This window comes from Pseudonocardia sp. ICBG1034 (genome assembly GCF_020131375.1).
Taxonomy (GTDB): domain Bacteria; phylum Actinomycetota; class Actinomycetes; order Mycobacteriales; family Pseudonocardiaceae; genus Pseudonocardia; species Pseudonocardia alni.
Genome location: NZ_JAHLEK010000017.1, coordinates 1 through 18177 on the forward strand (window position 1 = coordinate 1; position 18177 = coordinate 18177).

20 protein-coding genes are annotated in these 18177 nt (G+C 76.1%); 7 read left to right on the forward strand and 13 right to left on the reverse strand.

Annotated features, from left to right (window positions below; genetic code table 11):
- Positions 1–109: 109 nt before the first annotated feature.
- From KPF22_RS14900 to KPF22_RS32120, 4 genes are read right to left on the reverse strand one after another with little or no spacing between them, the layout of a single operon-like run.
- The gene (locus tag KPF22_RS14900) at positions 110–760 is read right to left on the reverse strand and encodes an alpha/beta fold hydrolase (protein ID WP_224400882.1); all 651 of its coding nucleotides are present in this window, start codon (positions 758–760) and stop codon (positions 110–112) included.
- 39 nt (positions 761–799) lie between these two features.
- A complete protein-coding gene (locus tag KPF22_RS14905; RefSeq protein WP_208820836.1) occupies positions 800–1819 on the reverse strand; it encodes a site-specific integrase in 1020 nt (339 codons plus the stop codon).
- Positions 1820–1823: 4 nt separating this feature from the next.
- Positions 1824–2495: a class I SAM-dependent methyltransferase gene (locus KPF22_RS14910; RefSeq protein WP_224400883.1), complete on the reverse strand. Its 672-nt coding sequence runs from the start codon at positions 2493–2495 to the stop codon at positions 1824–1826.
- A gap of 2 nt (positions 2496–2497) precedes the next feature.
- Complete coding sequence (locus KPF22_RS32120; RefSeq protein WP_255623970.1) at positions 2498–2623, reverse strand: hypothetical protein; 126 nt, start codon at positions 2621–2623, stop codon at positions 2498–2500.
- Positions 2624–2873: 250 nt separating this feature from the next.
- On the opposite strand from KPF22_RS32120, the gene KPF22_RS14915 reads away from it, so the two are divergent.
- Complete coding sequence (locus KPF22_RS14915) at positions 2874–3917, forward strand: response regulator receiver protein (RefSeq protein ID WP_224400884.1); 1044 nt, start codon at positions 2874–2876, stop codon at positions 3915–3917.
- Positions 3918–3972: 55 nt separating this feature from the next.
- Here KPF22_RS14915 and KPF22_RS14920 read toward each other — a convergent pair whose 3' ends face one another.
- Positions 3973–5553, reverse strand: coding sequence for an alpha/beta hydrolase (locus tag KPF22_RS14920; RefSeq protein WP_224400885.1), 1581 nt, complete (start codon positions 5551–5553; stop codon positions 3973–3975).
- Between the two features lie 143 nt (positions 5554–5696).
- Here KPF22_RS14920 and KPF22_RS32690 point away from each other — a divergent pair, with 143 nt between their 5' ends.
- Together KPF22_RS32690 and KPF22_RS14930 are read left to right on the forward strand one after the other, a co-directional pair.
- Positions 5697–6848: a sensor histidine kinase gene (locus KPF22_RS32690; protein WP_208820838.1), complete on the forward strand. Its 1152-nt coding sequence runs from the start codon at positions 5697–5699 to the stop codon at positions 6846–6848.
- The gene (locus KPF22_RS14930) at positions 6845–7519 is read left to right on the forward strand and encodes a response regulator (protein ID WP_374107439.1); all 675 of its coding nucleotides are present in this window, start codon (positions 6845–6847) and stop codon (positions 7517–7519) included. The genes KPF22_RS32690 and KPF22_RS14930 overlap by 4 nt, the downstream gene beginning before the upstream one ends.
- 7 nt (positions 7520–7526) lie before the next feature.
- Here KPF22_RS14930 and KPF22_RS14935 read toward each other — a convergent pair whose 3' ends face one another.
- Together KPF22_RS14935 and KPF22_RS14940 are read right to left on the reverse strand one after the other, a co-directional pair.
- Positions 7527–8321 carry a potassium channel family protein gene (locus KPF22_RS14935; protein WP_224402443.1) on the reverse strand — a complete coding sequence of 265 codons (795 nt, stop codon included), beginning with the start codon at positions 8319–8321 and terminating at the stop codon, positions 7527–7529.
- A gap of 9 nt (positions 8322–8330) precedes the next feature.
- Positions 8331–9536, reverse strand: coding sequence for an FAD-binding oxidoreductase (locus KPF22_RS14940; RefSeq protein WP_224402444.1), 1206 nt, complete (start codon positions 9534–9536; stop codon positions 8331–8333).
- Between the two features lie 71 nt (positions 9537–9607).
- Here KPF22_RS14940 and KPF22_RS14945 point away from each other — a divergent pair, with 71 nt between their 5' ends.
- Positions 9608–10492 (forward strand): LysR family transcriptional regulator, encoded by an 885-nt coding sequence (locus KPF22_RS14945; protein ID WP_208820844.1) that lies wholly within the window; start codon positions 9608–9610, stop codon positions 10490–10492.
- Positions 10493–10507: 15 nt separating this feature from the next.
- On the opposite strand, the gene KPF22_RS14950 is transcribed toward KPF22_RS14945, so the two are convergent.
- Positions 10508–11302 (reverse strand): hypothetical protein, encoded by a 795-nt coding sequence (locus tag KPF22_RS14950; RefSeq protein WP_224402445.1) that lies wholly within the window; start codon positions 11300–11302, stop codon positions 10508–10510.
- 145 nt (positions 11303–11447) lie between these two features.
- On the opposite strand from KPF22_RS14950, the gene KPF22_RS14955 reads away from it, so the two are divergent.
- The 3 genes from KPF22_RS14955 to KPF22_RS14965 all read left to right on the forward strand — a co-directional run bounded on the left by KPF22_RS14955 (position 11448) and on the right by KPF22_RS14965 (position 14189).
- Positions 11448–12287 (forward strand): DUF3097 domain-containing protein, encoded by an 840-nt coding sequence (locus KPF22_RS14955; RefSeq protein WP_224402446.1) that lies wholly within the window; start codon positions 11448–11450, stop codon positions 12285–12287.
- A 113-nt stretch (positions 12288–12400) separates the two neighbouring features.
- Entirely contained in the window at positions 12401–12850 is a 450-nt protein-coding gene (locus tag KPF22_RS14960; RefSeq protein WP_224402447.1) for an NfeD family protein, read from the forward strand.
- An 88-nt stretch (positions 12851–12938) separates the two neighbouring features.
- Positions 12939–14189 carry an SPFH domain-containing protein gene (locus KPF22_RS14965; RefSeq protein WP_208820852.1) on the forward strand — a complete coding sequence of 417 codons (1251 nt, stop codon included), beginning with the start codon at positions 12939–12941 and terminating at the stop codon, positions 14187–14189.
- A gap of 191 nt (positions 14190–14380) precedes the next feature.
- Here KPF22_RS14965 and KPF22_RS14970 read toward each other — a convergent pair whose 3' ends face one another.
- The 5 genes from KPF22_RS14970 to KPF22_RS14990 all read right to left on the reverse strand — a co-directional run bounded on the left by KPF22_RS14970 (position 14381) and on the right by KPF22_RS14990 (position 18015).
- Positions 14381–15124 (reverse strand): energy-coupling factor ABC transporter ATP-binding protein, encoded by a 744-nt coding sequence (locus tag KPF22_RS14970; RefSeq protein ID WP_208820854.1) that lies wholly within the window; start codon positions 15122–15124, stop codon positions 14381–14383.
- Positions 15121–15885 carry a cobalt ECF transporter T component CbiQ gene (gene cbiQ, locus KPF22_RS14975; RefSeq protein ID WP_062395227.1) on the reverse strand — a complete coding sequence of 255 codons (765 nt, stop codon included), beginning with the start codon at positions 15883–15885 and terminating at the stop codon, positions 15121–15123. Before cbiQ ends, KPF22_RS14970 begins: the two co-directional genes overlap by 4 nt.
- Positions 15885–16235, reverse strand: coding sequence for a PDGLE domain-containing protein (locus tag KPF22_RS14980; protein ID WP_073574795.1), 351 nt, complete (start codon positions 16233–16235; stop codon positions 15885–15887). Before KPF22_RS14980 ends, cbiQ begins: the two co-directional genes overlap by 1 nt.
- Positions 16232–16945, reverse strand: a complete 714-nt coding sequence (locus KPF22_RS14985; protein WP_174525502.1) for an energy-coupling factor ABC transporter permease — start codon at positions 16943–16945, stop codon at positions 16232–16234. The genes KPF22_RS14980 and KPF22_RS14985 overlap by 4 nt, the downstream gene beginning before the upstream one ends.
- A gap of 188 nt (positions 16946–17133) precedes the next feature.
- Positions 17134–18015: a glycosyltransferase gene (locus tag KPF22_RS14990; protein ID WP_208820856.1), complete on the reverse strand. Its 882-nt coding sequence runs from the start codon at positions 18013–18015 to the stop codon at positions 17134–17136.
- Positions 18016–18177: the final 162 nt, after the last annotated feature.

Consider the following 18177-nt stretch of genomic DNA (forward strand, 5'->3'; position numbering starts at 1 on the left):
AAACGACGACAACCGAACCGCCAAGACCGGGAGAGGCCGGCGCCGGCCGGGGAGGTCCGGTGGCCGGGCCGGCGACCGGTGTGCGGTGTGGTGTGGTGCGGACCCCGGGTCAGCGGGTCGCCGGGTCCTCGGAGCGTCGGCTCGGCCGGTGGCCCGGTGCGAGGGAGACGTGGGTGTCCTCCCAGCGGCACCACTCGCGGGCGGCGTCCTCGCGCACGGCCGGGTCGGGGTCGGCGAGCAGGGTCGCGTAGGCGTCCACGAGGCGGATGCCACGCAGGTGGGCGGGCACGGCGCCGGCGAAGCGGTCCCACGCGGAGGGGAAGATGCGGCGCATGTCCTCGGTGACCCAGCGGACCTCCCGCCCGGTCGTCGTGGTGACCGCGGCGAGGACGAGCGCGTCGACGCGCTGTGGGTGGGCCTGGGCGTAGGCGAGGGCGAGGGTGCTGCCCCAGGAGCCGCCCCGCACGACCCAGGAGTGGATGGCCAGCAGCTCGCGGAGCCGCTCGATGTCGTCGAGGAGCAGCTGTGTGGTCTGCGTGCGCCCCAGGTCGACGCCCGGGTCGGAGGCGAGCGGTCTGCTGCGGCCGCAGCCGCGCTGGTCGAGCAGCACGATCCGGTACCGCTCGGGGTCGTAGTACCGGCGGGCCCCGGCCGAGGCACCCGATCCGGGGCCCGCCGTGCAGGTCCAGCGCGGGTCGTCCGTCGGGGTTGCCGCAGGTCTCCCAGTAGAGGGCCTGGCCGTCGTCGGTGGTGAGGACACCGGCGTCGTGGGGCTCGATCGGCGGGTGGAGGGGCACGGCTACAGACCTGCCAGCAGGGCGGCGGAGTTGTCCTCCCAGGCGTTGTCGATGCGGATGTAGGCGCCGACGGTGGCCAGGGAGCGGTGTCGGGTCTGGTGGGCGATGGCCCGGTCGGAGGCGCCGCGCTGGTGGGCGTAGGTGACGTGGCCCGCGCGCAGGGAGTGCGCCGACCAGGGGCCGGGGCCGATGTCGGCACGGGCCACCGCGCGCTGGACGATCTCGTTGACCGACTCCGGGTGCAGCGGCCGGTCGGTCACCCGGTTGCCGCGGGTGACCTTGCGCAGCACCGGGCCCTCGGTGATCCCGGCTGCGTCGAGCCAGGTCCGCAGCGCGGTGACCGGGCAGCGCGCGGCCCGGTGCGCGTGCGGGAGGACGACGAGCTCGGGTTCGGTGCCGTACGGGTTGGTCTTGGAGCGGGGGATCGACAGGACGCGGCCGCGCGGGTGGTCGGCGACGTCGGCGACGGTGAGCGCGGCCAGCTCGGAGCGGCGCAGCGCGGAGAAGAACCCGACCAGCAGCAGGGCCCGGTCGCGCAGGCCGGCGAGGTCGTCCTCACCCGGGCGGGTCGCGTAGCTGCGGGTGGTGGGGCAGGCGTCGACGACGTCGTCGAGGTCGGGGGGCATCAGCGGCCGGGCCTGGACCGGCGGGGCGCCGTGGGTGCGGCGGATGCCTTCCCAGACGGCGGTGACGCGGCGGGCGTCGGTGGGGTCGGGCAGGTCGCGCATGACGTGCACGAACCGGATCGAGGACAGCCGGCGGCTGATGGTCCCGACCTTCGCCCCGGCCCCGGCGAGCTCGGTGATGTAGCCGGACAGCGCCTCGGGGGCGGCAGGCAGGGCCTCGTGCCCGTGCCGGGCGCACCAGCCGCTGAACTCCCGCCAGTCCGAGGCGTAGCCGCGACGGGTGTTGGCCGACCGGGCGGCCGCGACGTAGGCGGCCTCCTGCTCGGTCAGTGGCAGGTCCACCTGTGGTGCGAGCAGCTCGGCGCCGGGGACGCCGGTGGGGGCGGGGTCGGTCACGGGGTCATCCTGCCGGTCCCGGTGCCCGCGCCATGATCACCACGCCCGGGCCGGTCCGTTCGTCGGGATGCAGGAGGAGCTCGGCCTCGGGGTGCAGTCCGGCCCGCCCGAGGAGGTCGCGCAGCTGCTCGGGCCGCCACAGGTGGGTGGTCCAGCGGACGGGCACGCCGCCGTAGCACTCGGTGCGTTCGAGCTCGCCGTCGCCGACGTGGGTCGCCAGGATCAGCCGCCCACCGGGGGCGAGGGCGCGGGTGAAGGAGGCCAGGACGTGCGGAAGGACGTCGCGGGGCAGGTGGAACAGCGACCACCAGCCCAGGACCCCGGCGAGCGAGGCGTCGGGGACCGCGAGCTCGGTGGCCGAGCCGACCGAGAACCGGCAGTGCGGGTACAGCCGCCGGGCGTGGGCGACCATGGCGGGGGAGAGGTCCATCCCGGACGCGTCGACGCCGCGCTCCACGAGGTGGGCGGTGACCTGCCCCGGCCCGCAGCCGACGTCGAGGACCGGCCCGCGGCCCGCGACGGCGTCGGCGAAGGTGTCCATGGCGGCCCGGAGCCAGGGATGGGTGCGGACGTCACCGAGGCCGGTGGTGACGACCATGTCGACGTAGTTGTCGGCGACGCGGTCGTAGGAGTCGCGGACGGCGTCGAGGTCGGCGGGGCGCGGGACCGGGTGCACGGTCAGTGCACGACCGGGACGACGAGCAGTGCGGCGGCGGACGCCGCCGTCACCACCCGGCCCTGCCGGGTCTGCGGGCGCAGCCCCCACCCGACCCGCTTCGGCCCGATCCACGGTGTCCTGCCCATCGCTGCTCCTCCCGCCCGGGTCACGACCAGGCTATCGCCGGTGACCGGGGCCCGACGCCGCGCGGCCACGCTCGATCCCTCCGCCGCCCCCCGGTTCCCCGCGTGCTCCCGCGCGCCCCGGCGACGGTCGATGCACCCGTGGCTCGGCCGACCCGGGATTCTCTGCATTATCCCGTGTTGTGCTAGTTCAGGTAACTGAACCAAGAACCGTGCAGCAGTTCGTATGAACCGAACCGGTAGCATGGCCGACGTGACGGACACGGTGGTGCGGTGCGGATACAGCCGGTGCCGGGCGGAGCTGCCCCCGCCCGGGCCGCAGGGCGGCCGTCCGCGGTCGTTCTGCCGGGATACCCGGTGGGAGCAGGGGCGGACGTGCGCGCAGATGGCCCGCGCCGAGCGGGAGGCCCTCGGTGCTCTCGGCCTCGACACCGGGACCGGGGCGTTCGCGCTCGACGCGGACCGGCTCCGCGAGCACGTCGGCGCGCTCGCCGGGCCGGTGGCCGAGCTGTCCGGGGCGCTGACCGCTGTGCTGGACCGGCTCGACGAGATCGAGCGCGACGCCCTGGCCGCCACCGAGGCGGCCCGCGCGGGCGCCGCCGAGTCCGACGCCGCCCGTCGGCAGGCCGACACCGCCCGGGAGACGGCCGAGCGCCGGGCCCGCGAGGCGGACCGGGCCGCGACCGAGGCCCGGCAGGAGCGGGCGGAGGCGGTGACCCGGGCCGAGGAGGCCGCCGCCACCGCCCTCGCGGCGACCGAGGCCCTCGGTGCGGCGCGGCAGCAGGCCGCCGACGCCGTCGCCGCCCGGGACGCCGCCGTCGCCGACGCCCGCGAGGCCCGGGACACCGCCGCGACCGCCACCCGGGACCGGGAGGCCGCGCTGCTCGCCGCCCGGACCGCCGAGCACGAGCGCGATACCGCCCTCGCCCGCGCCGACGCCGCCACCCGCGACCGGGACCGCCTGGACGCCGACCTGACGGCGCTGCGGGCCGACCACGCCGCGGTCGTCGCCGACCGGGCGGGTCTGGTCGAGACCGTCGTCGAGCAGCGCAGCCGGCTCGCCGCGCAGCGCGACCTGCTGACCGAGGCCCGCGCCGTCGCCGAGGGGCTGCGTGCGCAGCACGAGAGCGCCCGCACCGCGGTCGAGGAGCTGACCCGCCGGCTCGACGACACCCGCCGGGAGCGGGACGGGCTCGCCGCGGAACGGGACCGGCTGCGTGCCGCGGCACCGGAGCCGGTCCCGGCCCGGATGCACCCCGACGACCTCGCGGCCCTCGCGGCCGCGGTGCGGGGGTGAGGCCCGGCGACGTCGTCGCCCACCTCGCCGTGCACGGGCACACGCACGGCTGACCTCAGCCACCCGGGACCGCCCCGGGACGGGTGGTGGCCCGCGGCGGTGTGCACACGGTGCCCGCCGCCGGCAGCGTGGTGTCGAGCAGCGTGGCCTCCACCGCGGCGTCGACGCAGGGGTCGGTGCCGTACGAGCCGTGCCCGACACCCTCGCGGGTCAGCAGGACCGCCCGGTCCAGGGTGTCGGCCGTCCGCTCCGCCCAGGCGTGGGGCGTGACCGGGTCGAGCCTGCCGCCGACCACCAGCGTCGGCGGGGCGCCCGCGCCGGTCAGCGGTGCGGTGACCCGGTCGGTGTTCGGCGCGGGCCACACCGCGCAGGCCAGCGCGCTGTAGGCGGCGCGGGTGCCGATCCGCGGTGCGTGCTCGACCGCGCGCTCGGCGGCCGCGGTGTGCGCGCCGACGTCGGCCGGGGTGTTCCAGTCCGCGCAGCGCACCGCGGTGTGCTGCTCCTGCGTCGCGGTCGGGACACCGAACGGCGAGACCGTCAGGTTGCGGTGGAGCAGGTGGGCGAGGGTGCCGTCGCCCTGTTGCGCGGTCGCCAGCGTCGTCGTCAGCACCGGCCAGAGGGTGCGTTCGCCCGCCGCGCCGCGGGCGGTCTCCAGCAGCATGGCGCCGTCGACGACGCCGGCCGGGGCGAGGCCCTCCACCACCCGGGCCGGGGCGGGGCGCCGCTCGAGACCGGCGACGAGCGCGTCGAACGCGGCGGCCGGGTCGCCGGCGCCGAACGGACAGACCGCGGCACCGTCCGTACGGCAGGTGTCGAACCAGGCGCCGAGGGTCCGCTCGCTCGCGACGGCGACCTCGTCGAGGAACTCCAGGGGGTCCCCGGTCCACAGCGTGGTGTCGACGGGCGCGTCGAGGACCATCTGCCGGACCCGGTCCGGGAACAGGGTGGCGTACATCGGGCCGACGACGGTGCCGTAGGAGATGCCGTAGTAGGTGATCGTCTCCTCGCCGAGCGCGGTGCGGAGCCGGTCCAGGTCGCGGGCGACGTTGTCGGTGGACAGGCTCGCCAGGAACGCCGGGGTCCGGTGCGTCGCGCAGCCCTCGGCCAGCGCCCTCGCCTCGGCGAGCAGGGTCGGCAGCGGGGCGCCGCCGGGGACGGCGGGGTCGGCGGCGGTGCTCGCGGCGGCCGTGGCGCGCTCGGCGTCGGTGCGGCAGCGCACCGCCGACGAGGCGCCGACGCCGCGTGGGTCCATCGCGACGACGTCGAAGCGCGCCAGCACCTCCGGCCCGAACGTGCCCGCCGACCCCGGGGTGGCGGGCATCGCGCGCAGCGTGTCGGTCGCGGCGACCCCGGGGCCGCCCGGGTTGAAGAACAGGGTGCCGATCCGGCGCTGGGGATCCGTGGCGCGGTGCCGCATCACCGCGAGGGCGACCCGGGGGCCGTCGGGGTCGGTGTACTCCTGGGGGACCTCGAGGGTGCCGCACTCCAGGCCGGGACCGCACCCGGTCCAGGTGACCGGGTCGGGCGGCGGGACGGCGGGTGCGGCGGGTACGGCCGCGGCGCAGCCGGTGACGGCCAGTGCGACGGCGGCGGCGAGTACGGCGAGCGGTCGGAGGCGTCGGTGCGGGGCGGGCATCGGGCCGATGCTGCGGCGGCCACCCGGCCGTCCGGATCGGTCCGGGGGAGTGTCCTGCCCGTGCGGGGTCCGTCCGAAGGATGAGTGCGTCCGGGCCTCGGGACGGAGGCGTCCGCACCGGTACGGGCCCTAGCCTCGGCGGCATGACCGATGTCGCGGCGTACCGGCGGTGGGTCGTCGACGGCCTGGTGGTCGTGGTGACGGCCCTGATCGGGCTGCTCATGGCCCGGTTGCGGGTGGTGTCGTCGCCGGGCGGGCCCGAGCTGCTGCTGGGTGTCGACGTCGTGGCGGGGATGCTCGCCTGCGTCGCGCTCTGGTGGCGGCGCCGCTACCCGCTGCCGGTGGCCGTGGGCGTCGTCGTGCTGTGCACGTTCTCCGAGTTCGCGTCCGTCCCGGGGCTGGTCGCGCTGTTCGCGGTCGCCGCCCGCTGCCCGGCCCGGGTCTCGGCCGCGGTGTTCCTGGGCAGCTTCGCGTCGTTCGCGGTGTACTACCTCTGGCGGCCCGCGCCGGAGGCCCCGCTGTGGCTGCTGGTCGGGGCGCTGGTGGCGGGACACGCGGCGGTGTTCGGCTGGGGGCTGGTCGTGCGCAGCCGCCGGCTGCTGGTCGAGTCGCTGCACGAGCGGGCCGCGATGGCCGAGTCCGCTGCGGCGCTGCGGGCCGAGAGCACCGCGCACGAGGCGCGGGAGGCGCTGGCCCGGGAGATGCACGACGTGCTCGGGCACCGGCTGTCGCTGCTCAGCGTGCACGCCGGGGCGCTGGCGTTCCACCGCGACGCGCCGGCGGAGGAGACCGCGCGGGCCGCCGAGGTCGTGCGGGAGAACGCCCACCGCGCCCTGCAGGACCTGCGGGAGGTCATCGGGGTGCTCCGGGCGCCGGTGGGGGAGCTGCCGCTGCCCGGGATCACCGACGTCGGGGAGCTGCTCGAGGAGACCCGCCGGACCGGGACCGCGGTCGTCCTGCACGACGGGCCCGGCGTCACCACCGGGGAGCACCCGGTGCCCGAGACCGCGGGGCGCACCGCCTACCGGCTGGTGCAGGAGGCCCTCACCAACGCGCGCACGTACGCGCCGGGTGCCCCGGTCACGGTGACGGTCACCGGCGGGGCCGGGGACGGGCTCGTCGTCGAGGTGGCGAACCCGGCACCGGCCCGGCCCGCCCGCGCCGACCGGCCGGGGGCCGGGCAGGGGCTGCGGGGGCTGGCCGAGCGGGCGACGCTCGTCGGGGGCCGGCTGGACCACGGCCCGACCCCGGACGGCGGGTGGCGGACCGGGATGCGGCTACCGTGGCCGTCGTGACCACCTCCGACCCCGTCGCGGTGCTCATCGTCGACGACGACCCGGTCGTCCGCTTCGGACTGTCGATGATGCTGCGCGGCGCCGACGGCCTGACCGTCGTCGCCGAGGCCGGGGACGGGGCCGAGGGGGTCGCGCTGGCCGAGCGGCACCGGCCCGACGTCGTGCTGATGGACATCCGGATGCCGGGCACCGACGGGCTCACCGCCACCGAGACGCTGCGCCGCCGCCCCGGCGCGCCGCAGGTCGTCGTGCTGACCACCTTCGACGCCGACGCCCACGTGCTGCGCGCGCTGCGGGCCGGCGCCGCCGGGTTCCTGCTGAAGGACACCCCGCCCGACGAGCTCGTGCTCGCCGTCCGGCACGCCGCCGCGGGCCGTCCGGTGCTCTCGCCGGAGGTGACCCGCCGGCTCATCGACCGGGTCGCCGAGACCGACCGGGACAGCACCCGGGCCGCGGCCCGGCGACGGCTGGAGCGCCTCGCCGAGCGGGAGCGCACCATCGCCCTCGATCTCGGCGCGGGCCGGTCCAACGCCGAGATCGCCGCCCGTCACCACATCAGCGTGGCGACGGTGAAGACCCATGTCTCGGCGATCCTGACCAAGCTGGACCTGAACAACCGGGTCCAGGTGGCGCTGCTGGTGCACGACGCCGGGTTGTCCCCGCCGGTCTGACGCGGCGTCAGCCGGGCGGCTGCCCGGGGGCCGCCTCCAGCTCGTCGAGGCGGGAGCGCAGCCGGCGGAGCTCGGCGAGGAGTTCGGTCCAGGTGGCCGGGTCGGGGGTGCCCGGCCCGGCGGGGTCGGGCTCGTCGCGGCGGGCGGCCTCGGTACGGGACCGCTGGATCTGCTCGGTGAACCAGCTGGCGATGGTCGCGGTCACGGTGCCCAGCACGGCGATCCCGGCGATCATCAGGCCGGCCGCGACCAGCCTGCCCTCGGTCGTCACCGGGTAGCGGTCGCCGTAACCGACGGTCGTGATCGTGGTCAGGACCCACCACAGGGCGTCGGCGAAGGTCGTGATCGTTGCGTCGGGCACGTCGCGTTCGGCCTCGTAGACGCCGAGCGCCGCGACGAACCCCAGCAGCGACACGGTGACGACGAGGTAGGCGCTGACCCGGCCGCGTAGGTCGTCCCGCAGCGTCCGGGTCAGCACCGACACCGCGCCGACCAGCCGGACCAGGCGCAGGAACCGCAGGAACGGGGCGAGCAGGACCAGGACGTCGAGGGGGTTGTCGAGCAGGAACCGCCACCGGTCGCGGGCCAGCCACAGCCGGATCGCGACGTCGGCGACGAACACCGCCCACAGCACCCACAGGAGGGTTTCCAGGGCCCGCCACGCCGGCGACCCGGGGCGGGTCAGCAGCACCTCGCAGGCGTAGAGCAGCAGGAACCCGGCGGAGAGCACCGTCAGACCGACGTCGGTCCGTGCTTCCCACGCCCGCAGGCGTGGTTCCGGTCGGGGCGCGGCACGCGTCATGGGCGGAGACTACGAGGCCGGGACACCGCGGGGCGGCCCGAACCGGAACGCCGGGTGCGACCACTCGCGGGTCGCGCGGGCGGCGAACCCGTCCAGGACGTGGTCGACCTCCCGCCAGGCGACCTGCGTGGGCACGGCGTCGTCGCCGAACGGGGCCAGGACGTTCACGCAGTACGCGGCGTCGCGGCCGCGGACGGTGTCGGCGACGGCCGGGGCCCGCCCGGCCCTGCCGCCCAGGTGCCGGATCCCGGTCACGACCATCGGCCCGGTGCGGGAGACGACCCGGTCGAGGCCGTCGCGGTCGAGCCCGTCGACCAGCACGTCGTCGCCGAGGTAGGCGTGCGGGAACTCCGGCTCGGCGTACACCCGGGCCGACGCGCGCGGGTCCAGCGGGGCGACGGTGTCGTCGTCCCAGGCGACGGCGGCGCGCAGCGGCGCGAGCAGCGCGTCGGTCCGGCCGGGCCCGCCGGTGCCGACGACCCCGACCCGCAGGACGCGACGTCCGCGCAGGTGGGCGGGCAGGAACGGCAGGTCCGGGTAGGGGACGACGGACACCCCGGAGGTGACGTCGTCGGGTAGGGCCGAGCTCCAGTCCGCCCAGGCGTGCAGTGCGGCCGGGTCGCCGGGGGCGTCCGCGTCGCCGAGGACGCGCACGAGCCCGCCGCCGACCAGGCCGTCGGAGCCGAGCAGCCCGACGACGACCGCGGTGACGACGTCGCCGTCGTCGGGGCCCGTGCCGCGCAGCCGGGCGAAGTAGCGGGGGTCCGACGCCGCGGACACCCGGACGGTGCCGCCGGCGCGGGCGAGCTCGACGGCGTGGACGTGGTCGGCGGCCCAGCCGTCGGCGCGGACGGCGAGGCCGAGCCCGCCGCCGGACAGGTACCCGACGACGCCGACCGACGGTGCGCTGCCGTGCGGCGGGCGCAGGCCGTGCGGCGCAGCCGCGGCGACGACGTCGCCCCAGGTCGCGCCGACCCCGGCGCGGGCGGTGCGTGCGACCGGGTCGACCGTCACCTCCGCCATCGGCGCGGTGTCGATCAGCAGGCCGCCGTCGCACGGACGGCGCAGGCCGTGCCCGGTGGCGTGCACGGTGACGGCGAGACCGTCGCGGCCGGCCCGGGCCAGCGCGGCGACGACGTCGTCCGCGCCGGTGACGGCCGCGACGGCCGAGGGGCGGTGGGTGATGCCGGTCTGGAAGCTGCGCGTGCTGGTCATGGCTCCGAGCCTGGGCCCGCCCGCGGCAGAAGTCGAAGAGATGGATCGTCTACCGGTTAGCATCGCTGCTTATGGAACTGCGACACCTGCGCTACCTCGTCGCGGTCGTCGACTCCGGGACCGTCACCGCGGCCGCCGCGGCGCTGCACGTCGCGCAGCCCGGGGTGAGCGCGCAGCTGCGGCAGCTGGAACGCGAGCTCGGCGCGCCCCTGGTCGAACGCGGCCCGCGCGCGGTCACGCCCACCGAGGCCGGGCTGGCGGTGCTGCCGCACGCCCGCGCCGCGCTCGCCGCCGTGGAGGACGCCCGCGACGCCGTCGCCGCGCTGCGCGGGCTGCTGCGCGGCCGGGTCGCGGTCGGCATGGCCACCTCGCTGCCCGACACCGTGCTCGCCGACCCGGTCGGGGACTTCGCCGCCGCACACCCGCAGCTGGAGGTGACGCTGCGGGAGGGGACCACCGACGAGCTGGTCGGCGAGCTGCGGGCCGGGCGGCTCGACGTCGCCGTGCTGGGGTTCCCGCACGCCCCGCCCGACGGCCTCGACGGACGGGTGCTGGTCGAGTCCCCCCTGGTCGCGGCGGTCGCGGCGGACGACCCGTTCGCCGGACAGGCCGCGGTGACCCTGGACGAGCTCGCGGCCCGGCCGCTGATCTGCCTGCCCCGCGGGCACGGCCTGCGCGCCGCGCTGGACGCGGCACTGGCGGCCCGGTCGCTCACCGCCCGGGTGGGGTTCGAGTCCGGCGCGATGACATTGCTGCTGCGCCTGGCCGCGCGCGGGGCGGGGGTGGCGGTGGTCCCGGAACCCGCGCTCGGTGCGGCCGGGGTGGCGGCCCTGGCCCGGCCGCCGGTCGCGGTGCCGATCACCCCGGAGATCCGGACGCGGCTGCACCTGGTCTGGCGCTCGGGCGGGCCCGGCGGACCGGCGGCGCGGGCGCTGCTGGAGTCCCTGCTCCGGTGACGCCCGGCGCGGGGATCAGCGGGGGACCGACACCAGGACCCGGACGGCCTCGGCGACCGCGGCGCGCCGGGCGACCCGCACCGCGGTGGCGATGGGGCGCAGCGCGTCGGAGCGGGCGACGGCCGCCGACGCCGACAGCGCGCCGCCGGGCTCGTCGCCGGAGGCGGCGGACAGGATCGCGTCCACCTCGTCGGCCTGCTGCAGCACCCGCAGCGCCTGCGGGGGCATCCCGCCGGGCCACAGCGCCTGCGGGCGGCGGCGCAGCCAGGCCGCGATCTCCTCGCGCACGCCGGGCCGGTGCCGGGCCACGCCCAGGTCGGTCAGCGCCGCGGCGGCGGCCCGCACCTGGCCGCGCAGCTCCCGTTCGGCCTCGTTCAGCGCCACGTACTCGGGGACCGGGCCGGGGTCGGCGACGGCGTGCGCGGTCCAGCGGACCACCCCGTCGGCGATCGGTGACGGCACGACGCCGAACCCGGCGTCGGCGAACAGCACGCCCTCGCCCGCGGTGATCGCGGCGTCGGAGAACGGGCCCGGGCCGGGCAGGCCGCGCACGTCCCCGGGGGCCGGCAGCACCAGCCGGGCCTGTCCGCGCGGGGCGCCGCGGCGGACGGCGGCCAGCAGCATCGCCGTCGAGGTCGGCGCAGACCCGGGGCCGGGCAGTCCGGTCGCGGCGGCGGTGACGTCGTCGGCGGCGAGCACGTCGTGCGCCTCCGACCACGGCGCGAGCGCGTCGAGGACGTCGTCGGGTGCGGCGGACCCGGCCAGCCAGGCCGAGGCCCACACGGCGAAGGTCGTGGAGGCACAGGACACGGCGGTCAGGCTAACGGCCCGTCCCGCGTCGCACACCCGGCACGTGGGTGACACAGCGCTACGAGGGTCACGCTGTGCGTGACCACCGGAGTGTGGGCGTGTCGTGCCCCGGTCACCGACCGGCGTCGACCGATACTGGCTCACCATGAGCCGGACCCACGATTACCGGGGCATGTTCGACACCGCGGGCACCCGTGCGCCGCGGGAGAGCCGGGTGACCGAGATCGCCGCCGAGCCGGGCCTGGTCGTCGAGGACCCGGCCAGCGGGTTCTGCGGTGCCGTGGTGACCGTCACCGGCTCGGAGGTGACGCTGGAGGACCGCTTCGGCGGCCGGCGGATCTTCCCGCTGCGCCCCGCCGGTTTCCTGTACGAGGGCCGCCCCGCGACGCTGGTGCGTCCGCAGGCCGCCCCCGCGGGCCGCACGTTGTCCGCGTCCGGCTCGGTGCACGTCGCGAACCTGAAGGCGCGCACCGCGCGCGCCGCCCGGATCTGGGTGGAGGGCCTGCACGACGCGACACTGGTCGAGCAGGTGTGGGGGCACGACCTGCGCGTCGAGGGCGTGGTCGTGGAGCCGCTGCACGGCGTCGACGACCTCGCCGCCGCGGTCCGCGACTTCGACCCGGGCCCGCACCGGCGCCTCGGCATCCTCGTCGACCACCTGGTGGAGGGCACCAAGGAGACCCGCCAGGCCCGCGAGGCCTACCGGGCGACCCGCGACGCGCAGCAGCACGTCCTGGTCACCGGCCACCCCTACGTCGACGTCTGGCAGGCCGTGAAGCCCTCGGTCGTCGGGATCCGCGAGTGGCCGGTGATCCCGCGCGGCACCGACTGGAAGACCGGGGTCTGCGCGGCGCTGCGGTGGGGCGAGCCCGCCGACGGTGCCCGCCGGGTGCTCGGCGCGGTCCGCAGCTACCGCGACCTGGAGACCCCGATGATCGGCGCGGTCGAGCGCCTCATCGACTTCGTCACCGCCGAGGGGGCCTGACCCCGACACCCGGGGGCGGACTCCGGCACCGACCGGTAACGATCGGGCCAAGCGGTGCGGAGCACACCGACGAAACGCCGACAGGGAATCGGACATTCTGGCACCCTGGGGCGATGGACCCGGCACTGATCTGGCTGCTCATCGGTCTCGTACTGATCGGCAGCGAGGTCGTGTCCGGGGAGCTGTTCCTCGTCATGCTCGGCGGCGGCGCACTCGCCGCGGCGGCCGGGGCCGCACTCGGGTTGACGCTCCTCCCGGCAGCCGGGGTGGGCGGCGCCGTCGCGGTACTGCTGCTGCTGGCCGTGCGACCGGTGGCGAAACGCAGGCTGGCCGAGCACATGGGCACGTTCGAACGCCACCAGGACCGGTTCGTCGGCGCCTCCGCCGAGGTCGTGCAGCGGGTCGACGGCGAGCGCGGGCAGGTGCGGATCGGACGCGAGGTGTGGTCGGCGCGGTCGATGGACGGGGTGGAGGTCCTCGAGACCGGCGCCACCGTCACGATCCTGCAGGTGACCGGGGCGGCCGTGCTCGTCACCGGTCGGGGGGAGCTACCGCCGTCCTGACCGCCACCGCGGCGGGACGGCCACGACGCCCCGGGGACTCCGGGGCGACACGGGCGCCGGTTCTCCGGCGCGCAGGAGGGGAGAGCACATGGGCGCCGAGTTCATCATCGGCATCGTCCTGCTCGTGCTGGTCGTGACGATCGTCGTCAAGTCGGTCGTCATCGTCCCGCAGGAGTGGGCCTACATCATCGAACGGCTGGGTCGGTACCACAGCATCCGGGAGGGCGGCCCCGCCATCCTGGTGCCGTTCGTCGACCGCACCCGCGAGCGTGTCGACCTGCGTGAGCAGGTCGTGTCGTTCCCGCCGCAGCCGGTCATCACGCAGGACAACCTGACCGTCAACATCGACACGGTCGTGTACTTCAAGGTCAACGACGCCAAGGCGGCGGTCTACGAGATCGCGAACTACATCGCCGGTGTCGAGCAGATCACCACCACGACGCTGCGCAACGTGGTCGGTGGCATGACGCTGGAGCAGACGCTGACCTCGCGCGACCGGATCAACACGGCGCTGCGCGGCGAGCTGGACGAGGCCACCGAGCGCTGGGGCATCCGGGTCGCCCGGGTCGAGATCAAGGCGATCGACCCGCCGCCCTCGATCCAGAACTCGATGGAACAGCAGATGAAGGCCGACCGCGAGAAGCGGGCAATGATCCTCACCGCGGAGGGCCAGCGGGAGTCGGCCATCCGCAGCGCCGAGGGCAACAAGCAGTCCCAGATCCTCACCGCGGAGGGCGCCAAGCAGGCCGCCATCCTCGCCGCCGAGGCCGAGCGGCAGTCGGAGATCCTGCGGGCGCAGGGCCGCCGGGCCGCGCTGTACCTCGAGGCGCAGGGTGAGTCGAAGGCGATCGAGAAGAAGTTCGCCGCGATCAAGGCCGGAAAGCCCACCCCGGAGCTGCTCGCCTACGAGTACCTGCAGACGCTGCCGCAGATGGCCGAGGGCGAGGCCAGCAAGCTGTGGGTCGTCCCGTCCGACTTCGGGAAGGCCCTGGAGGGCTTCACCCGGATGCTGGGTGCGCCCGGCGAGGACGGCGTCTTCCGCTACGAGCCCAGCCCGGACGACGGCACCGTCTCCCGGCCCGCCGAGGACGACGGCGTCGAGGACTGGTTCGACACCTCGTCCGACCCGGAGATCGCCAAGCAGGTCGCGGCGGCCACCGCGGCGGCCCAGCAGGAGGTCCCGCCGGTCGGCTCGGACGTCCCGCCGGTCCCCGGCACCGAGACCGGCAACGGCGGCGGTGCGGCCCCGGCCCGGCTGGAGGCCTCCCGCGAGGTCCCCGGCATCGGATCCCCGGGCGCGGTGCAGGGCCACCCGAACGGCCAGGAACAGCGCGGCTGAGCCACCCCGGCCGCACGTCACCGTCGACGGTGACCGCACCGCCCCATCCGGTTCGCCGGGTGGGGCGGTGCCGTGTACGACGCCGGCCGGTCGTCGTCGGAGCCGCCGGCTGCGCAGGAGTCCGTCGTGCTCGGCGCACCGGCCGTGACCCTGCCGGCAATGCCCGGGCTGCGCCGCCGGGTGGGCCGGGATCAGGCGAGCACGAAGCCGTAGGGCAGCTCCAGGCGGTGCCGGGCGAGCAGCTCGGCGTCGGCCAGCAGGTCGCGGGTCGGCCCGTCGGCGACGACGGTGCCCCCGTCGAGCACGACGCTGCGCGGGCACAGCTGCAGCGCGTACGGCAGGTCGTGGGTGACCATGAGCATGGTCCGGCCCAGCCCCAGCAGCACCTCGGCCAGCTCACGGCGGGCCACCGGGTCCAGGTTCGACGACGGCTCGTCGAGCACCAGGATCTCCGGGTCGCACGCCAGCACCGTGGCCAGCGCGACCCGGCGGCGCTGCCCGCCGGACAGGTGCAGCGGGGAACGGTCGGCGGCGTCGGCCATCCCCACCGCGGCCAGGGCCTCGTCGACCCGCTCGCGCAGCGCGGGCCCGCGCAGCCCGAAGTTCGCCGGGCCGAAGGCCACGTCCTCGGCGACGGTGGGCATGAACAGCTGGTCGTCCGGGTCCTGGAAGACGATCCCGACCCGGCGGCGGATCTCGCGCAGGTGCCGCTTCTCCACCCGGAGCCCGCCGACCTCGACGGTGCCAGCCGCGCCGTCCCCGCCGCCGAGGATCCCGTTGAGGTGCAGCACCAGGGTGGTCTTCCCGGCGCCGTTCGGGCCGAGCAGCGCGACCCGCTCGCCGGGGGCGATCGTCAGGTCGACGCCGAACAGCGCCTGGTGGCCGTCGGGGTAGGCGAAGGCGAGGTCGGTCAGCCGCAGCGACGGCGGGCTCATGCGGCCACCCAGCCGGACCCGGCCAGCAGCACCGCGACCCCGGCGACGGTCAGCCCGGCCAGCCACTGCCGTGACGTGGTCGGGGCGTCGCCCGAGGGCGGCATGGTGCCGGTCCAGCCGCGCGACAGCATCGCCAGGTGCACCCGCTCGCCGCGCTCGTAGGACCGTACGAACAGCGAGCCGATCCCGCGGGCGGTCGCCCCGGCCTGCCACAGGAACCGCGGGTCGTGGCCGCGGGAGATCCGGGACAGCCGCATCCGGCGGGCCTCGCCGGTGATCACGTCGGCGTAGCGCAGCATCAGGGTGGCGATCGTGGTGACGATCGCCGGGGCGTGCAGGCGCTGCAGGCCGACGAGCAGGTCGCGCATCGGCGTCGTCGCCGCGAGGGTCAGCGAGGTCAGGACGCCGAGGGTGCCCTTGACCAGGATGTTCCACGCCCCGAGCAGCCCCGGCTGGGACAGCGTGAGGCCGAGCCAGTCCAGCGTCGGCGCCGGGCCGGTGAACGGCAGCAGCACCGCGAGCACCACGAACGGCAGCTCGATCACCGAGCGCCGCAGGATCCAGCCCGGGCGCACCCCGGCCAGGCCCCACACCGCGGCCAGCAGCAGCGCGAACCCGCCGAACACCGCGAACGCCTCGCGCGGGGTCGCGACCACGCACACCACCACCAGCAGCGCCGAGACGATCTTCACCTCGGGTGGGAGCCGGTGGACGGGGGAGTCGCGGTGCAGGTACAGCGGGTGCGCGTGTCCGGCGCCCATCAGCCGTCCCGGCGGCGCAGCAGCAGGAACACCCCGCCCGCGACGACGACCGTGACCAGCACCCCGGCCACCCCGGCCACGCCGGTGGTGCCCTCGCCGCCCACGACCGAGTACCCGGCGAGCGGGCTCGACGCCATGGCGTGGTCGCTCTCGTGGGTCGCGATGCAGGTGCCCTCCAGCCGCTCCTCACCGTCCGGGGTCGCGACGGCGGTGCAGCCGTCCCGGGCGACGGTGTCCAGGCCGTCGGGGTCGGGGGAGGCGAAGGACGAGACCAGCCCGGCCACGACCAGGGACACGATCAGGAACCCGGCGAAGAACAGCAGCGGGCGACGGCGGGCGGTGGCGCTCATCGCGCACCCTCCTCGGAGGTCGAGCGGCGGGCCAGTGGGCGCCCGGTGCCGCGCAGCAGGTACACCAGGTCCGGCCGGGCGGCGGCCACCGCGCCCACGGTGGCCGCGGTGATCACGCCCTCACCGATGCCGATCAGCACGTGCAGCCCGCCCATCAGCGCGAACACCGTGCCGAGGGTGGCGCCGCCGGCGCCTCCGATCGCGTACTCCAGGACGAAGCCCATCGCCGCGACGACGGTGTTGAGCAGGGCCGCGACGAAGGCGACGGCGACCAGCCCGCCGCGGGACCGCACCGCGAACCGGCGCAGCGAGCGCGCCACCAGCCAGCCGACGACCACCCCGATCACGGCCATGTTCGTGATGTTGAGGCCCAGTGCGGTGATGCCGCCGTCGGCGAACAGCAGCGCCTGCACCACGAGCACGATCGAGATCGCGATCATGCCCACCCACGGGCCGACCAGGATCGCGACGAGCGCCCCGCCCAGCAGGTGCCCGCTGGCCCCGGGAAGGATCGGGAAGTTGATCATCTGGACGGCGAAGACGAACGCCGTGACCAGCCCGGCCATCGGCGCGGTGCGGTCGTCGAGGTCCGCGCGGGCGCGCAGGACGGCGACCGTCAGCGCGATCACCGCGACGACGGCGAACAGCAGCGCCGTCGGGCCGTTCACCAGCCCGTCGCTCATGTGCATGGCGACCGCGTGCGTCTGCATCGCGCCCCCTCCCCGGTCGGACCGGCCGCCACCCGGCCGGGTGAGGGGATTCAACGCGACGGCCGTGCTGCCGCACAGTCCTGGCAGTAGATAGGCGACTGCATGTCCCGGATGTCCGGTATCGGCCCCGCCGATCGGAGAGTCCCGGATGCCGTCCGTCCGGTCGGCGCGCGGTCGGGCGCCCGCGGTCAGCGGGCGTCGGCCGCCGCGGCCTCGTCGCGCTCGGCGATCAGCTTGTCGTCCTTGCGGGCGGCGATGCGCGAGACCTTGAACAGCGCCTTGCGCCGGGCCCGGCCCAGCGGGAGGGCGAGCCGGCCGATCCGCACGTCGATCGGGCGGACGTCGAACACCCCGGAGTCGCCCAGCTCGTCGAACAGCAGCTGCTGCTCCTCGGAGATCTGCTGCTCGAACTCCGAGGAGACCGAGCCGCGGGCGATCCGGAACGCGGCGAGGGTCTCCGGGACGCCGAGGAAGTCGCCGTACTGGAGCAGGCGCATCCAGAGGTCGAGGTCCATGATGAAGCGCCGCTCCGGGCGCCACCCGCCCGCGGTGACGAACTGCTCGCGACGGAACAGGACGTTGCCCGGCTCGCCGATCGGGTTCGCGCCGTTGCGGATGACCCGCCGTGCGACCTCGCTGCCCGAGTGCAGCCCGACCAGGCCGCCGCCGAGGCCGCGGCGCGGGACGATGACCCGGCTCTGCTCGTCGATCATGTGCCGGCGCGAGGCGACCACCGACAGCGACGGGTCGTCGCGCATCGGCGGCACCTGCAGCTCCAGGCAGCGCGGGTGCAGCAGGTCGTCGGCGCAGACCAGCTTCACCAGCGGTGCGCGGCACAGTTCGACGGCGCGGTTCCAGTTGTCGCCCTGCGGCAGGGTCTGCCGGTTGCGCTCGACCCGGATCCGCGGATCGCGGAACGAGGTCGCGATCTCCCAGCTCGCGTCGGTGCTGCCGTTCTCGAGCACGACGAGCTCGAAGTCCCGCCAGGTCTGCTCCAGCACGCTGCGGATGGTCTCGGCGAGATAGGTCTCGCCGTTGTGGACCGGGATGCAGACGGACACGCTGGGCACAAAGCCGCCGGGCCTCATCGGGTACCTCGCAGGGGTGGAACGGATCGGACGAGCAGGCGGCGAGCCACGCTACCCGCCCCGGTCGGCGGGCCGGACGGCGGCGCGGACGAGCGACGTCCGACCGGGACCATCGGGACGGAACGGATACGCGCTGTGATCGTC

What these genes read in the sequence shown, in the direction of transcription:
- KPF22_RS32120 (WP_255623970.1), bottom strand. Translation starts at nt 2,623, where the DNA reads ATGGGCAGGACACCGTGGATCGGGCCGAAGCGGGTCGGGTGGGGGCTG.
- KPF22_RS14955 (WP_224402446.1), top strand. Translation starts at nt 11,448, where the DNA reads ATGAGCCGGACCCACGATTACCGGGGCATGTTCGACACCGCGGGCACC.
- KPF22_RS14945 (WP_208820844.1), top strand. Translation starts at nt 9,608, where the DNA reads ATGGAACTGCGACACCTGCGCTACCTCGTCGCGGTCGTCGACTCCGGG.
- KPF22_RS14980 (WP_073574795.1), bottom strand. Translation starts at nt 16,235, where the DNA reads ATGAGCGCCACCGCCCGCCGTCGCCCGCTGCTGTTCTTCGCCGGGTTC.
- KPF22_RS14960 (WP_224402447.1), top strand. Translation starts at nt 12,401, where the DNA reads ATGGACCCGGCACTGATCTGGCTGCTCATCGGTCTCGTACTGATCGGC.
- KPF22_RS14970 (WP_208820854.1), bottom strand. Translation starts at nt 15,124, where the DNA reads ATGAGCCCGCCGTCGCTGCGGCTGACCGACCTCGCCTTCGCCTACCCC.
- cbiQ (WP_062395227.1), bottom strand. Translation starts at nt 15,885, where the DNA reads ATGGGCGCCGGACACGCGCACCCGCTGTACCTGCACCGCGACTCCCCC.
- KPF22_RS14985 (WP_174525502.1), bottom strand. Translation starts at nt 16,945, where the DNA reads ATGCAGACGCACGCGGTCGCCATGCACATGAGCGACGGGCTGGTGAAC.
- KPF22_RS14935 (WP_224402443.1), bottom strand. Translation starts at nt 8,321, where the DNA reads ATGACGCGTGCCGCGCCCCGACCGGAACCACGCCTGCGGGCGTGGGAA.
- KPF22_RS14940 (WP_224402444.1), bottom strand. Translation starts at nt 9,536, where the DNA reads ATGACCAGCACGCGCAGCTTCCAGACCGGCATCACCCACCGCCCCTCG.
- KPF22_RS14965 (WP_208820852.1), top strand. Translation starts at nt 12,939, where the DNA reads ATGGGCGCCGAGTTCATCATCGGCATCGTCCTGCTCGTGCTGGTCGTG.
- KPF22_RS14920 (WP_224400885.1), bottom strand. Translation starts at nt 5,553, where the DNA reads ATGCCCGCCCCGCACCGACGCCTCCGACCGCTCGCCGTACTCGCCGCC.
- KPF22_RS32690 (WP_208820838.1), top strand. Translation starts at nt 5,697, where the DNA reads ATGACCGATGTCGCGGCGTACCGGCGGTGGGTCGTCGACGGCCTGGTG.